Source organism: Rhodococcus sp. ENV425, assembly GCF_002887785.1.
In the GTDB taxonomy this organism is placed as follows: Bacteria; Actinomycetota; Actinomycetes; order Mycobacteriales; family Mycobacteriaceae; genus Rhodococcus; species Rhodococcus aetherivorans.
Genome location: NZ_PCZU01000149.1, coordinates 67,190 through 80,575, shown reverse-complemented (window position 1 = coordinate 80,575; position 13,386 = coordinate 67,190). Strand labels below are relative to the sequence as shown.

General features: G+C 72.4%; 16 protein-coding genes. 7 read left to right on the top strand and 9 right to left on the bottom strand.

The window, feature by feature from the left end:
* Positions 1–334: PH domain-containing protein (locus CQZ88_RS12030; RefSeq protein WP_180986998.1), on the top strand; the 334-nt coding region annotated here is incomplete at its 5' end.
* Positions 331–1,065, top strand: coding sequence for a uracil-DNA glycosylase (locus tag CQZ88_RS12025; protein ID WP_006933956.1), 735 nt, complete (start codon positions 331–333; stop codon positions 1,063–1,065). The genes CQZ88_RS12030 and CQZ88_RS12025, both read left to right, overlap by 4 nt.
* Here CQZ88_RS12025 and CQZ88_RS12020 read toward each other — a convergent pair.
* The 5 genes from CQZ88_RS12020 to typA form a co-directional block, all read right to left on the bottom strand.
* Positions 1,028–1,465, bottom strand: a complete 438-nt coding sequence (locus tag CQZ88_RS12020; RefSeq protein ID WP_006933953.1) for a hypothetical protein — start codon at positions 1,463–1,465, stop codon at positions 1,028–1,030. The genes CQZ88_RS12025 and CQZ88_RS12020 overlap by 38 nt on opposite strands.
* A gap of 52 nt (positions 1,466–1,517) precedes the next feature.
* A complete protein-coding gene (locus CQZ88_RS29885) occupies positions 1,518–1,676 on the bottom strand; it encodes a hypothetical protein (protein WP_006933951.1) in 159 nt (52 codons plus the stop codon).
* A gap of 50 nt (positions 1,677–1,726) precedes the next feature.
* On the bottom strand, positions 1,727–2,620 hold the full coding sequence (mshB, locus tag CQZ88_RS12015; RefSeq protein ID WP_083662478.1) for an N-acetyl-1-D-myo-inositol-2-amino-2-deoxy-alpha-D-glucopyranoside deacetylase: 894 nt from the start codon (positions 2,618–2,620) through the stop codon (positions 1,727–1,729).
* Positions 2,617–4,524 carry an ABC transporter family substrate-binding protein gene (locus CQZ88_RS12010; protein ID WP_102799795.1) on the bottom strand — a complete coding sequence of 636 codons (1,908 nt, stop codon included), beginning with the start codon at positions 4,522–4,524 and terminating at the stop codon, positions 2,617–2,619. Before CQZ88_RS12010 ends, mshB begins: the two co-directional genes overlap by 4 nt.
* A gap of 65 nt (positions 4,525–4,589) precedes the next feature.
* Positions 4,590–6,476, bottom strand: a complete 1,887-nt coding sequence (typA, locus tag CQZ88_RS12005) for a translational GTPase TypA (RefSeq protein ID WP_006933946.1) — start codon at positions 6,474–6,476, stop codon at positions 4,590–4,592.
* Positions 6,477–6,877: 401 nt separating this feature from the next.
* On the opposite strand from typA, the gene CQZ88_RS29880 reads away from it, so the two are divergent.
* Positions 6,878–7,045 (top strand): hypothetical protein, encoded by a 168-nt coding sequence (locus CQZ88_RS29880; RefSeq protein WP_006933942.1) that lies wholly within the window; start codon positions 6,878–6,880, stop codon positions 7,043–7,045.
* A gap of 12 nt (positions 7,046–7,057) precedes the next feature.
* Here CQZ88_RS29880 and CQZ88_RS12000 read toward each other — a convergent pair whose 3' ends face one another.
* On the bottom strand, positions 7,058–7,462 hold the full coding sequence (locus tag CQZ88_RS12000) for a (deoxy)nucleoside triphosphate pyrophosphohydrolase (protein ID WP_029542337.1): 405 nt from the start codon (positions 7,460–7,462) through the stop codon (positions 7,058–7,060).
* A 25-nt stretch (positions 7,463–7,487) separates the two neighbouring features.
* Here CQZ88_RS12000 and CQZ88_RS11995 point away from each other — a divergent pair, with 25 nt between their 5' ends.
* Positions 7,488–7,775, top strand: a complete 288-nt coding sequence (locus tag CQZ88_RS11995; RefSeq protein ID WP_029542335.1) for a 4a-hydroxytetrahydrobiopterin dehydratase — start codon at positions 7,488–7,490, stop codon at positions 7,773–7,775.
* Here the strand turns inward: CQZ88_RS11995 and CQZ88_RS11990 are convergent.
* Positions 7,720–8,967 carry a mannosyltransferase gene (locus CQZ88_RS11990; RefSeq protein ID WP_102799794.1) on the bottom strand — a complete coding sequence of 416 codons (1,248 nt, stop codon included), beginning with the start codon at positions 8,965–8,967 and terminating at the stop codon, positions 7,720–7,722. The two genes, CQZ88_RS11995 and CQZ88_RS11990, sit on opposite strands and share 56 nt — an antisense overlap.
* Positions 8,968–9,325: 358 nt before the next feature.
* Here CQZ88_RS11990 and CQZ88_RS11985 point away from each other — a divergent pair, with 358 nt between their 5' ends.
* The 3 genes from CQZ88_RS11985 to CQZ88_RS11975 all read left to right on the top strand — a co-directional run bounded on the left by CQZ88_RS11985 (position 9,326) and on the right by CQZ88_RS11975 (position 12,152).
* A complete protein-coding gene (locus CQZ88_RS11985; protein WP_037200674.1) occupies positions 9,326–10,153 on the top strand; it encodes a hypothetical protein in 828 nt (275 codons plus the stop codon).
* A gap of 100 nt (positions 10,154–10,253) precedes the next feature.
* Complete coding sequence (locus CQZ88_RS11980) at positions 10,254–10,601, top strand: hypothetical protein (protein ID WP_029542331.1); 348 nt, start codon at positions 10,254–10,256, stop codon at positions 10,599–10,601.
* A gap of 123 nt (positions 10,602–10,724) precedes the next feature.
* Positions 10,725–12,152 (top strand): MFS transporter, encoded by a 1,428-nt coding sequence (locus tag CQZ88_RS11975; RefSeq protein WP_006933931.1) that lies wholly within the window; start codon positions 10,725–10,727, stop codon positions 12,150–12,152.
* On the opposite strand, the gene CQZ88_RS11970 is transcribed toward CQZ88_RS11975, so the two are convergent.
* Positions 12,139–12,861, bottom strand: a complete 723-nt coding sequence (locus tag CQZ88_RS11970) for a DUF1906 domain-containing protein (protein WP_029542328.1) — start codon at positions 12,859–12,861, stop codon at positions 12,139–12,141. The genes CQZ88_RS11975 and CQZ88_RS11970 overlap by 14 nt on opposite strands.
* A gap of 124 nt (positions 12,862–12,985) precedes the next feature.
* Positions 12,986–13,386: restriction endonuclease (locus CQZ88_RS30935; protein ID WP_258008569.1), on the bottom strand; the 401-nt coding region annotated here is incomplete at its 5' end.

Genomic DNA, 13,386 nt, shown 5'->3' with positions numbered 1-13,386 from the left:
GGCTGTCACGGTGGCGGCGGTGGGGCTGGCGTGGGATCGCTACCGCAGCCTGGGGCATGCCGTGCTGGGGGCGGGGCCGCAGGACGCGACGTCGTGGCTGATCACCCGCGGCGGGTCGCTGGATCGGCGCCGCGTCTCGCTCGAGGCGGACGGCATCATCGGCTGGACGGTGCGGCAGACGTTCTTCCAGCGCCGCGCCGGGGTGGCGACGGTCGTCGCCGCGACCCCGGCCGGTACGGGCCGCTACGCGGTGGTGGACCTCCCCGCGGAGCAGGCGTGGGCGCTGGTCGAGGCGGTCACTCCCGGGGCCGGCGACGGATGGGTGCGCCGATGAACCCGATCGATCGGCCCCCGGACCTGGCCGCGCTCGACGCGCGCCTGATCGAGTGCCGGGCTTGCCCGCGCCTGGTCGCGTGGCGGGAGCAGGTGGGCCGCGAGAAGCGTGCCGCATACCGCGACGAGGAGTACTGGGCGCGTCCCGTGCCCGGGTTCGGACCGGCGGATGCGTCCCTGCTGATCGTGGGCCTGGCCCCGGCCGCGCACGGCGGCAACCGGACCGGCCGGATGTTCACCGGCGACCGCTCGGGCGACTTCCTGTACGCCGCGCTGCACGCGGCGGGCCTGGCGTCGCAGCCCACCGCGACGCACCGCGGCGACGGCCTCGAACTGTTCGGCACCCGCGTCACGTCGCCGGTGCACTGCGCGCCGCCGGCCAACCGGCCGACGCCGCAGGAGCGGGACACGTGCCGCACCTGGCTCGACGCGGAGCTACAGCTGCTGGCGCCGACGTTGCGCTCGGTCGTGGTGCTCGGCGGCTTCGGATGGCGGGCGCTGCTCCCGGTGCTCGACGACGCCGGCTGGGCCGTGCCGCGTCCCCGCCCCGGATTCGGGCACGGCACGGCGGTGGAACTGCGGCCGCGCGGCGACGCTGCGGACCGCAGGCCGCTACACGTGTTCGGTTGCTATCACGTGAGCCAGCAGAACACGTTCACCGGCCGGCTCACCCCGGCCATGCTCACCGCCGTGCTCACGGACGCGGCGCGGGCTGCCGGACTGCGCTCGTGAGCGCGGCCATGCGGGCGACGAACAGGTGCAACCCGGCGGGGGCGAGCGCACCGACCGGCAGCAGCAGGGTCCGCCAGTCGGCGACGAGGAGCTGATCGCCGCCGGGACCGCCGGCCAGGCACACCACGAAGCCGACGATCCACGCCAGCAGCGGCCACGCCGCGCGCGAGGCGGACCCGGTCTCGGCACGCATCGCCATCACCAGGAGCATGTTCGCCGCGCCGGCCAGCACGATCGTGATCGGGAACGGCACCGTGCCGATGTACAGGCCGAGGAAGAACACGGACAGCAGCGCGCAGAGGAAGCCGTCGAAGGTCAGCAGCGCGACGATGCCCGGCCGCGGCTTCGGCGCCGGCGGGGCGGGAGCTTCGGTGGCTGTGGTGGCGGGATCGACCGTCATCGTTCGATAGTGCGCCACCGGCGCGGGTGGGTGGTCACCGGGTCCCGGCCGATCACGGCACCGGCGGGTAGCCCATGAGCGTCAGCACGTGGCTGGCCTGGTCCGCGAATCCGTAGAGCGCCTGGTAGTAGGCGGCGTTGATCTGGTCCGCGTAGGGACGCAGCGAATCGACGAATGCGACGATCTGGTTCTGGACGGACCAGTTGTACATCAGGACCCTCTCGTGTGACCACGATCACCTGTCCGGTGCTCGTGGTCACACTAACTCAGCCCGGCGAAGAGGTCACGCTCCCGGCCGGAGCCGTCGACGTCGCCGCGGTCGCCCCGGACGAGCACGTAGTGCTCCTGCTCCAGCACGGGCTGCGCGACGAGGTTGGACAGGGCGAACTGTGCTCCGCCGGGCGCGACGACGACCTGGGTCGCGTGCGCCGCCAGGGCCGCCCGCTTGGCGTCGAGCACGCCGGCGACGTCGACCACGGTGGTGACCTGTTCGTCGGGCACGCACGGCAGGTCGTCGGGGCCGGGACGCTGCCACCCGTCGGGCAGGCCGGTCATCTCCGCGATGCCGCGGCGCAGGGCGCTCGCCTCGGTGACGGTCCAGTACAGCTTCGCCGGATCCCACGGTGCGCCGGCGTGCGGGTAGGCGCCGGTCCCCGCGGCCTCGACCGCTGCGGTCACGACGTGATGCACCTGGATGTGGTCGGGGTGGCCGTAACCGCCCACGGGGTCATAGGTGACCACCACGTGCGGGCGCAGTTCCCGGATCACCGCGACGAGTGCGGCCACCGCCTCGTCGCGGTCGGCGTTCACCCAGGCCCGCGGGTTCGCGGCCGACGGGGTGCCGGCCATCCCGGAGTCGCGCCAATGCCCGGCGCCGCCGAGGAAGCGGGGCGCGGGCACGCCGAGGGCGGCCAGCGCCCGGCCGAGCTCGTGGATGCGATAGCCACCGAGCTGATCGGCCCGGTCGGCGGTGAGCTGCGCCCATTCGTCGCCGACGACCTCGCCCTCCTCCCCGAGGGTGCACGTCACGACGGTGACCTCGGCGCCCTCGGCGGCGTAGCGGGCGATGGTGCCGCCCGTGGTGATGGATTCGTCGTCGGGATGGGCGTGCACCAGCAGCAGGCGTTTCGGCGCGGGGGCGTTCCGATCGGTCACGGTGTGGTCCTCCACCAGTTCTGCGCGTCGGACAGGGAACCGGCAGGGATCGAGCCGGCCAGCGTCACGCCCTCGACGCCGGGTCCCGCGGCGATCACGGTGCGGTCCTGCACGATCGGCAGGGTGACGGCGAGGTCCCACAGCTTCGGCTGCGCCCCGGCCAGGACGGCGGGCACGTCGCCGGCGCCGCGCAGGGCCCCGGCGAGTTCCGGGTCGGGGGGGGGGTCGCACACCCCGGACACGTTGCTCGGTGCGGCGAGTTGCGCCTCGGCGGCCTCGATCTCGTCGTCGGGAACCGGCCCGGTGTCACCGTCGGGAACCGGCCCGGCGTCACCGTCCGGAACGGACTCGGCGTCACCGTCCGGAACGGACTCGGCGTCACCGCCGGGGGCGGGCTCCGGCGTCGGGGTGGGTGCGGGAGCCGGCTCGACGGAGCCGGGGCCCTGCTCGGGAAGCGCTGGGGGGCAACCGAATCGGGACAGCGCAGCGGTGGCGGGGTCGCCTCCGGCGCGCGTCCAGCCGACCACCGCATGCACGGTCCCCTCGACGAGGGCGTCGCCGTAGAGCTCGTCCGGCGGCAACGTCGTCACGGTGGCGGCGACACCGGCCCCACGCAGCTGGTCCGCGGCGGTGCGGGCGACGGCGTCGGCCACCGGCGAGTTCTCCGGCACGCCCAGCACGAGGGTGAGCGGCACGCCGCCCTGGGCGAGCAGACCCGTGGTCGCGGTCTCGGGCGCCGGGGTGCCGGTTGCGTCGATCGTCGCCGGGCCGGCCGGTACATACCCGGCCCCGGCGAGGAGCGCGAGGGACTCCTCGCGGCCGGGCCGCGGCGGCATCGTCGGCGAATAGCCGGGATCGGACGGGGCGAGCACCTGCGCGCGGGCCGCGACGACGGCCGATTCCGTGCCGGCCGCGACGGTGGCCAGCAGGTCCGGGTCGAGAAGCCCGAGGACGGCCCGGCGCACGCGCGGATCGGCGAACTCGGTCGTGCGGCCGTTGAGGGTCAGCTCGAGGACGCGGGGCTGCAGCTGGGTGCCGGTGCGCACCTGCGGGATCGCGCCGAGCTGGGCGAGCAGCGCGGATCCCCCACCGTGCATCTGCGCGACCTGCGCGTCGCCGGTGCGAATGGACTCGGCGAGCTGCGCGTCGGTTCCGCCGCGGCGCAACAGGATCCGGTCGGGCCGGGCCGGCGTGCCCCAGAAGCGATCGTTGCGTTCGAGCAGGATCTCGCCGCGGCCGCGGTCGACGGACTTGACATGGAACTGCCCGCCGGACACCGGGATCGATTCGGCGAGGCTCGTGGTGAAACCGCCCGGAGTGTCCTTGACGAGGTGAGCCGGCAGCAGGTGGGTGAACAGTTCCCGCCACGCCGGGTAGGGCTCGCGCAGCGTGACGGTGACGGTCTTGCCGCCGCCGGAGGATCCGACGTCCTCGATGAGGCGGTATCCGGCGGGATCGACCACACCGGGCTGGGTGATCATCTGCTGCCACAGGTACCGGAAGTCCTCGGCGGCGATGGGCGCGCTGTCGGACCACTGCGCCTCGTCGCGCACCTGATAGGTGATGGTGAACGGGGCCTGCGAGGTGACCTCGGCCGATGCGAGGACGGACTCGTCGAGCACCCAGGCGGAGGCGCCGGGCCGCGCGGGGTCGGGCACGGGCCGGAACGCGCTCGGCAGCACCATCCCGGCGACGGTGTTGCCGACGGGCGACTGGTCGGCGAGCAGGTGCGGGTTGAGCCCGGCGCCCACGTCGTCGACGGCCACCACGACGGTGTTGAGCTGGGGAACCGGGGTGGGGGTCCGGGTGGGCTCGGTCTGCTCGATCGGCGGCGGCGGATCGGCGGTGCACGCCGTCAACCCCAGCACCGCGGCGACCGCGGTGATCCCGGCGATCCTGCGCATCCGGCCTCCCTTCCCTCCGGGATGCGGCGGTGGTCCCGGCCGCGCCGGGACCACCACTGCCGCGACTACTTGTTGCGAGCCTTCTCCCGCGAGCGGGCGCGGGCCCGGTCGGTGGCCGACAGGTGCACCTTGCGGACGCGGAGGATCTCCGGGGTGACCTCGACGCACTCGTCGGACGCGCAGAACTCCATGGCCTCCTCGAGGCTCAGGGTGATCGGCTTCGCGAGGGTCTCCATCACGTCGGCCGTGGAGGAGCGCATGTTGGTGAGCTTCTTCTCGCGGGTGACGTTGATGTCGAGGTCCTCGGCGCGCGGGTTGATGCCCACGACATGGCCCTCGTAGGTGTCGCTGCCCGGCTCCACGAAGAAGGTGCCGCGGTCGCCGAGCTGGATCATGGCGAACGGCGTGACCGAGCCCGAGCGGTCGGAGACCAGCGAGCCGGTGTGCCGTGCGCGGATCTCCCCGGCCCACGGAGCGTAGCCGTGGAAAACGGCGTTGGCGATGCCCGTGCCACGGGTCTCGGTGAGGAAGTCGGTGCGGAACCCGATGAGGCCGCGCGACGGGACGATGAACTCCATGCGCACCCATCCGGCGGCGTGGTTGGACATCTGCACCATCTTGCCCTTGCGGGCCGCGAGCAGCTGGGTGATCGCGCCGAGGTGTTCCTCGGGGCTGTCGATGGTGAGTTCCTCGTAGGGCTCGTGCACCTTGCCGTCGACCTGCCGGGTGACCACCTGCGGCTTGCCGACGGTGAGCTCGAAGCCCTCGCGGCGCATCTGCTCGACGAGGATGGCCAGCGCCAGCTCGCCGCGGCCCTGCACCTCCCAGGCGTCGGGGCGGCCGATGTCGAGCACGCGCAGCGACACGTTGCCGACCAGCTCCGAGTCGAGACGGGACTTGACCATGCGCGCGGTCAGCTTGTGGCCCTGCACGCGGCCGACGAGCGGCGACGTGTTGGTGCCGATGACCACCGAGATGGCCGGCTCGTCGACCGTGATGCGCGGCAGGGCGACCGGGTTGTCCACGTCGGCAAGGGTGTCGCCGATCATGATGTCCGGGATACCGGCGACGGCGACGATGTCGCCGGCGACGGCGACGTCACCGGGCCGGCGCTCGACACCGATGGTCTGGAGCAGCTCGGTGATCTTCACGTTCTTCACGCCGTCGGCGTGCATCCACGCGACGGTCTGGCCCTTGCGCAGCTCGCCGTTGTGGATGCGCAGCAGCGCCAGGCGGCCCAGGAACTCGGAGGCGTCGAGGTTGGTGACGTGGGCCTGCAGCGGTGCGGCCGGATCACCCTTGGGGGCGGGGATGTACTTCATGAGGACGTCGAACAGCGCGTCGAGGTTCTCGGCGGAGGGCGCCTGTCCGTTCTCGGGCTGTTCCGTCGACGCCTTGCCCTCGCGCCCGGAGGCGTACAGGACCGGCAGGTCCAGCAGCTGCTCGGCGGCCTCGGAGGCCTCGTCGTCGAGGTCGGAGGCGAGGTCGAGCAGCAGGTCGTGGGTCTCCTCGACGACCTCGGCGATGCGGGCGTCGGGGCGGTCGGTCTTGTTGACCACCAGCAGCACCGGCAGCGACGCGGAGAGCGCCTTGCGCAGCACGAAGCGGGTCTGCGGCAGCGGGCCCTCGGATGCGTCGACGAGCAGGACGACGCCGTCGACCATGGACAGGCCGCGCTCGACCTCGCCACCGAAGTCGGCGTGACCCGGGGTGTCGATCACGTTGATGACGGTGACGGTGCCGTCGCCGTTGTACCGGTGCACGGCGGTGTTCTTCGCGAGAATGGTGATGCCCTTCTCGCGCTCGAGGTCACCGGAGTCCATGACCCGGTCGACGAGTTCCGCGCGCTCGGCGAAGGCGCCCGACTGGCGCAGCATGGCGTCGACGAGGGTGGTCTTTCCGTGGTCGACGTGCGCGACGATGGCGACGTTGCGGAAACTGGCGGTGCTCACGCGATGGCTCTCCTGGCTGTTGTCCGGCCACACGGCACTGGACCCAGACGGCACCTCGCCCGTACGGCGTTCTTGCGGTGGCCGCGTCGCGAATGCGAGTCACCCGTTCGCGGCCGCGAACGGCCCGCACAGGCACTGCGGCCTCCAATACAGTACAGGCCGGACGTGGTACCTCGCGCCCGCCGACGGCTGATTCACCAGTTCGCGGGCCGGAGCGTGACGTTCGCCACGTCCCGGCGCACTGTTCGGCGAACCCGCCGGCGGCTGCGGGCCGCCGAAACCGGCTCGCCGGGCGCCTCCGCCTTTGTTAGGGCATGCTAACTTTCCAATTGATGTGACCAGGGGCCCAGTGCTGTGGTCCGGGACCCACCGACGAAAGGCCGGCGACACGGATGGGCAAGGTGAAGGCGAGCAGGGTCGCGCAGCTCGAGCCCAAGAAGAAGTGCTGCCGCAAGAAGACCCGCTGTGTGCGCTGCCCCGTGGTGATCATGCGGATGAAGAGGCTCGAGCACGAGGGCCTCGGCGGGAAGGAACTCGCGAAGCGCCTGAAGAAGGCCCGCGCCGCCTGACCGGCCGCCCCGTCAGCGCCCGAGGTGCGCGCGCAGCTCCGGCAGCCACAGCCGGTCGTTCGGCACCAGGTCGATCTGCTCCAGCTCGTCGGCGTCCACCCAGCACAGCGCCGCGTGTTCGAGCGGCCGCGGTTCCCCGGAGAGCAGCTCCACCCGGTAGGCACGCAGCACCCGGCCGCCGTCCAGCGGCACCCCGACCCCGACCCGCTGCGCACCGGCGACCTCCACGCCCAGTTCCTCGCGCAGCTCCCGGCGCAGCGCCGCCTCGGCGGACTCCCCCGGCTCGGCCTTGCCGCCCGGCAGCTCCCACAGCCCCGCGAGCTCCGGCGGCCCGATGCGCTGGGCCAGCAACAGCCGGCCGTCGCGGAAGATCGCCCCGGCCACTACCTCGTCCGCCCGGCCCGTCGTTGCACTCATGTGCGGCATCGTCCCAGAATGGGGCATGGCCGAGTTGCTCTCCGACGCCGACATCGATGCCGCCCTCGCCCAGCTGCCCGAGTGGCGACGGGACGGGAACGCGATCGTGCGGACCGTCGAGTCCTCCTCGTTCCCCGCGGCCGTCGCGCTGGTGGACAGGGTGGCCGAGGCCGCCGAGGCGGCGAACCACCACCCCGACATCGACATCCGCTGGCGGAAGGTGACCTACTCGCTGTCCACCCATTCCGCCGGCGGGATCACCGGGTCGGACGTGGAGCTGGCCCGGAAGATCGACGCGCTGGCCCGCGGCTGACGGGCGGGGCCGCAGCCGGGCGCCCGGTGTAGACGATCCACGCGTACACCGCCAGCACCCCCACCACGTTGCACGCGCCCGCCCAGGCCAGCAGGGCGGGGCGGGAGATGTCCCACATCGAGTCCTGCGCCAGGCCGAGGAGCCACGGCACCCCGACGACGGTCAGCACCGCCCAGAACCCGGCGAGCACACGGGTGCCGGGGCGGCCGGCGAGCGGCCCGTAGACCAGCCACAGCAGCATCGGCAGCACCCACACCCAGTGGTGCATCCAGGAGATCGGCGACACCAGCAGGCCGAACAGTTCGACGACGACGATCGTGCCGAGCCGGTCGTCCGGGCCGAGGGCACGCCAGGCCGCGACGGCGAGCACCGCCGAGGCCGCGACAGCCGCCAGCCACAGCGGCCCGGTGCCCACGTCGTGTCCCACGATGCGGCTCAGCGCTCCGCGCAGCGACTGGTTCCAGACCGACCCCACCGGCCCGATCCGGTCGGCGTCGCCGAACAACGTGGTGAAGTAGGTCCGCGCCTGGTCGCCGAGGACCAGCCAGCTGACGGCGACGGTGGCGGCGAAGGTCGCCGCGGAGAAGAACGCCGCCGCCCAGCGGCGACGCGCCACGAAGTACATGCCGGCGATCGCCGGGGTCAGCTTGATGCCGGCGAGCAATCCGACCAGTCCGCCCGAGAGCCACCAGCGGTTGCTGCGGACCGCGACCATCACGCCGAAGGCCAGGAACACGTTGACCTGTCCGTAGTCGAGGGTCGTGCGGATGGGCTCCGTCCAGATGCCCGCCGCCGTCCACACGAGCGCGACCGCCGTCCAGCGCGCGCCGTGCGCCGCGGAACCGAACAGCAACTCGAGGCAGATGCGCAGGAGGCCGAACAGGGCGGCGACGGTCAGCAGCTGCCACGCCACCCCGACCACCGGGAAGGGCAGATAGTGCAGCGGGAAGAAGACCAGTGCCGCGAACGGCGGGTAGGTGAAGGGCAGGGAGAACTCGGGAGTGTCCCGGGTGTAGGTGAAGTCGTACAGTTCGCCGCGCAGCAGCGCCGCGGAACCGTCGACGTACACGTGCAGATCCACGAGATTCATGCCGTTGGGCGTGAGGAAGTTCCACGCCAGCCGGGCCCCGACGGAGACGGCCAGCAGGGCCGCGCACCACCACAGTCGATGCGGGCGAACCGGATCGGACACTGCGGTGCGGCCTCCCGTCGTCACGTCACCCCGGGGGGAAGGGCCGGGGACGGATGCAGACTATCCGTTCCGCGGCGGCGGGCCGAACACGATACTCACATCAGTAACAGTTTCATCTACTCTCACAAAAACCACATCAGTCACACGTAGTCTCGAGCGGACACCACTGATCGGAACACGTTATGGCTAGACTCCCGCCAGTACGGGCGCGGCTGTGAGACCGGCCACGGCTTGTACTGATCGGGGGGCCTACATAAAGTGTCTCCCCGAGCCGTCAGCGGCATCGGCGCCTCGCGCTCCGGAGCCGCTTCAACGACAAGGATGGGGAAAAGTGCTTCGAACCCGAGCAACGCGCAGGATGTTCACCGCCTGCGCCCTCGCCGCCGCCGCGGCGCTCACCGTGCCGTCGCAGGCGGTCGCGCAACCCGTCGTTCCGGGCATCCCCGACGTGCTCCAGCTGCCGGCCGAGTTCGCCGGCTACCAGGTGCCGGCGGATCTGTCGATCGAGTCGCTCATGGGCATGCTCAGCACCCAGGCAGCCGCCCCCGAAGAGGTCGAGGCCCTCGCCTCCCTCGCCCCCGCCATCGTCGGAGCGGCGGCCGGCCCGGCCGACGTCGCGGACGGCAAGAATCAGCTCCTCGACCAGGCGAAGGAACTGCTCGCGAACTCGCAGCTGCCGGACTCGGTCAAGGCCCTGCTCCAGCGCGTGATCACCTTCCTCGACGGCAGCGGCGGCGGCGGACCCGACATTCCGGAGCCGGGCGCCGTGGCGATCTCCCAGTTCCTGTACCCGAGCATCGGCAAGGACTGCATCCGCGACGGCGGCGACTCCATCGGCACCGCGCTCGCCGTGGCCGGCCCCGCGCCGCTCCCGCCGCCGGGCCCGAAGGCCGGCCAGGCCGGGTTCGTGTTCACCGCCCTGGGCACCGCCAAGTTCGCCGACCAGCAGGCGCAGCCGCTGACGGTGAGCTGGATCAACGTCTCCAACGGCCGCAGCGGCACCGCGACGTTGACCAACGAGGCCAGGATCAACCCCGACGGGCCGACGACGCTCAGCGCGATCGCCGACACCGGCTCCGGCAACGTGGCCGCCGTGATCTCCGGCGGCATCACCACGCAGGCCGCGGGCGCGGCCCCGCGTTCGTGCACCTTCCTGCCGACGATCGGGCTCGTCACGGTCGCCTGACCGATCATCCGCACCTTGGCCGAGGCCGCCGGGATCATCCCCCGGCGGCCTCCGTCGTCCGGGCGCTTCCCGAGCCGGGAACCGCGTGGTAGACCGAGTCATGGCCGAAACACCGTCCAGGCTCACCGCTTCCCGGTCCCTGCGCTCGCGCCGTTCACACCGGTCGATCCTGTCCGTCCGCTCCGAGGGCTCGATCCTGTCCATCGGCTCGGCGTACTCGATCCTGTCGATCGGCAGCGTGGGGTCGGTGCTGTCCGTCGGTTCGGTGGGCTCGTTCGGTTCGGCCCTGTCGTCGCTGTCGTTCGCCAGCCTCGGCTCGGCGCTGTCGGGACTGTCCCGCTGGTCGCTGCTGTCGTGGCGCGGTGTCCACGATGCCCCCGACGACCCGCATCCCACGCTCGTCGTCACCGCCGCCGAACCCGACCCCGCCGCGCACTGCCAGAGCTGACCGGCCGGGCCCGTGTCCCGATCGGCGGGCGCGCGGCTGCCCTCCCGGTGGGGAACCTGATACATCTCGTAGATCACGTCCATGCCCGCCCGTATCGCGCGGCCCCCGGACCCGAGGAGGCGCATGGCCGTCGAGACCCCCGTTCCGGTCACAGCCGAACGCCCCGCACCCCGTGGTCTCGTCGCGGTGCTCTCCCTGTGCGGGATCGTCGTCGCGTTGATGCAGACCCTCGTCATCCCCCTGCTCCCCCAGCTGCCGCACCTGCTCGGCACGTCCGTGGAGAACGCCTCATGGGCGGTCACCGCCACGCTCCTCGCCGCGGCGGTCCTCACCCCCATCAGCGGCCGGCTGGGCGACATGTTCGGCAAGCGGCGCATGCTGCTGGTCAGCCTCGGTGCGGTCGTGGCCGGCTCCCTCGTCTGCGCCCTCGCCGAGTCGCTGCTCCCGATGATCGCCGGCCGCGCCCTGCAGGGCGCGGCGACCGGCGCGATCCCGCTCGGCATCGCGATCCTGCGCGACGAACTGCCGCCCCGGCGGATCGCCGGGGCGATGGCGACCATCAGCGCCACCCTCGGGGTGGGCGGCGCCGTCGGATTCCCCGTCGCCGCGGCCATCGCCCAGATCGCCGACTGGCACATGTTGTTCGCCGCCGCCGCCGGCTTCGGCCTGCTGGGCATCGCCATGGTGCTGAAGGTGATCCCGGAGTCGCCCCACCGCAACCCCGGCCGGTTCGACGTCGTCGGCGCGATCGGCCTCTCGGTCACGCTGACGCTGTTGCTCCTGCCCGTCACCAAGGGCGGCACCTGGGGCTGGTCGAATCCCCTGACCCTGGGCATGTTCGCCGGCGCCGCCGGCGCGGCGCTCGTGTGGGGATACTACGAACTGCGCACGGCGCGACCCCTGGTGAATCTACGGATCTCCGCGCGGCGCCCGGTGCTGCTGACCAACCTCGCGTCGGTCGCCGTCGGATTCGCGATCTACGGACAGATGCTCGCGTTCCCGCAGTTGCTGATGGCCCCCACCGAGACGGGCTACGGATTCGGGCTGTCCATGGTGACGGCCGGAGTGCTCATCGCGCCGGGCGGGATCGTCATGATGGCGCTGTCCCCCGTCTCCGCGCGGATCACCGGCAGCCACGGGCCACGGGTCACCCTGGCGAGCGGGGTCGTGGTGGTGGGCGCCGGCTACGTGCTGGTCTACGTCGCGTACACCGAGATCTGGCACATCGTCGTGGCGGGGATGATCATCGGGGCGGGCATCGGCCTGGCGTACGCGGCGATGCCGGCCCTCATCATGGGCGCGGTGCCGCTCTCCGAGACCGCCGCCGCGAGCAGTCTCAACACGCTGATGCGTTCGATCGGGACGTCCACGTCCGCGGCGGTGGTGAGCGTGGTGCTCGCGGCGATGACCACGACGGTCGGGACCTACACGGTGCCCGCCCTCGACGGGTTCCGCGCCACCTTCCTGCTGTCGATCGCGGCCTCCGCCGTCGCGCTGGCCCTGACCGCCGCCGTTCCCCGGGCGCGGCCCGGCGGGCTCAACCGGCGGTGAGCGACCACTGCCCGTAGTCGGCGCTGAATACATTGTTGACGTCGATGCCGATGCCGTCGATCGTCCCGCCGCCCACCTGGTGCAGGTTCGCCGCGGGATGCACGTAGCCCTCGGCCGTGCCCCAATCATGTTGCCAGTAGAACGATCCCAGGCCGGCGTCGCGGGCCCAGGAGATGGTCGGCCCGTTGGCGTACACGCCGGTGTTCCCGGCGCCGACCACGTCGTGCCAGCCCTGCAGGTACGGCGCGATCAGGTCGGCGAACTGTTGCTCGGACGGATTGTCGTCGATCGAGGCGTAGATCGGCCGGTCCGCCGGTCCCCCGGCCGCCCGATGCAGGTCGAGGCCGCGCGTCGCGTGCCGGACCCCGGCGTCGTATCCGCCGAGCCAGTCCGCCGTGTCGGCCTTGCCGAACTGATAACACGACACGACCTCGAGGTCGCCGGCGACGAGCGCGGCGGCCTCCGACTCCGTCAGCGGCTTGGCCAGCATCCATTCGGCGCCCGGCCGGCGGTCCGAGACGTACCGGATGGCACCGATGTGCCCGGCGGCCCGGATCGACGACGGCGACGGCACGGCCGCCGAGTAGTCGACGATCGTGCCGAGCACCTCCCGGCCGTGCGCCACCCCGGGGGCGGCGACAGCCGACACCCAGGCCGCGCACGAGCCGACGGCCGCGTACCGCAACAGTTCCCGACGTGAGATGGCCATCGAACCTCGCTTGGACGAGCGTGCACGGCGGACAGGGTGTCGAGCTTCCGGTATTGCACCACACTCGCGGGTCCCGCGCGGGCACATCGGGATTCGGGGCCCGCGCGACGGGGACGCGGCGCGGCTACCGGCCGCCGAGCTCGGCGAAGAAGGCGGGAACGAGGGCGACGTCCTCGACGGTGCGCACCGTGGTGTGGACCCCGAGACCGTGCTCCTTGAGCAGATCGCACAGGCCGTCGCCGTCGACGAGTTCGATGGGCGGCGCGCCGAGCCGGTGCGCCTCGGCGCGGGCGTCGTCGCCGAACGTCCCGGTGGTGACGAGCAGACCCTTCTCGCCGCGACCGGCCATCGCGGCGCGGAACTCGCGCACGACGTCCGCGCCCGCCCGCTCGGGGCCGCGCAGGAACCGGAAGAACACCGAGAAGCCGAGTAGCGACACCCGCAGCACGCCGGTGCCTTCGACGTCGACGTCGTTGTCGGAGCCGGTGTCGAGGTGACCGCCGTGCGGGGGCACCGAGATGGTGG

Bases quoted from the DNA above. Each gene is read 5' to 3' on its own strand.
- CQZ88_RS12025 (WP_006933956.1), top strand. From the start codon at position 331: ATGAACCCGATCGATCGGCCCCCGGACCTGGCCGCGCTCGACGCGCGC.
- CQZ88_RS12020 (WP_006933953.1), bottom strand. From the start codon at position 1,465: ATGACGGTCGATCCCGCCACCACAGCCACCGAAGCTCCCGCCCCGCCG.
- CQZ88_RS29885 (WP_006933951.1), bottom strand. From the start codon at position 1,676: ATGTACAACTGGTCCGTCCAGAACCAGATCGTCGCATTCGTCGATTCG.
- CQZ88_RS12010 (WP_102799795.1), bottom strand. From the start codon at position 4,524: ATGCGCAGGATCGCCGGGATCACCGCGGTCGCCGCGGTGCTGGGGTTG.
- CQZ88_RS12000 (WP_029542337.1), bottom strand. From the start codon at position 7,462: ATGAGTGCAACGACGGGCCGGGCGGACGAGGTAGTGGCCGGGGCGATC.
- CQZ88_RS11995 (WP_029542335.1), top strand. From the start codon at position 7,488: ATGGCCGAGTTGCTCTCCGACGCCGACATCGATGCCGCCCTCGCCCAG.
- CQZ88_RS11985 (WP_037200674.1), top strand. From the start codon at position 9,326: ATGTTCACCGCCTGCGCCCTCGCCGCCGCCGCGGCGCTCACCGTGCCG.
- CQZ88_RS11980 (WP_029542331.1), top strand. From the start codon at position 10,254: ATGGCCGAAACACCGTCCAGGCTCACCGCTTCCCGGTCCCTGCGCTCG.
- CQZ88_RS11975 (WP_006933931.1), top strand. From the start codon at position 10,725: ATGGCCGTCGAGACCCCCGTTCCGGTCACAGCCGAACGCCCCGCACCC.
- CQZ88_RS11970 (WP_029542328.1), bottom strand. From the start codon at position 12,861: ATGGCCATCTCACGTCGGGAACTGTTGCGGTACGCGGCCGTCGGCTCG.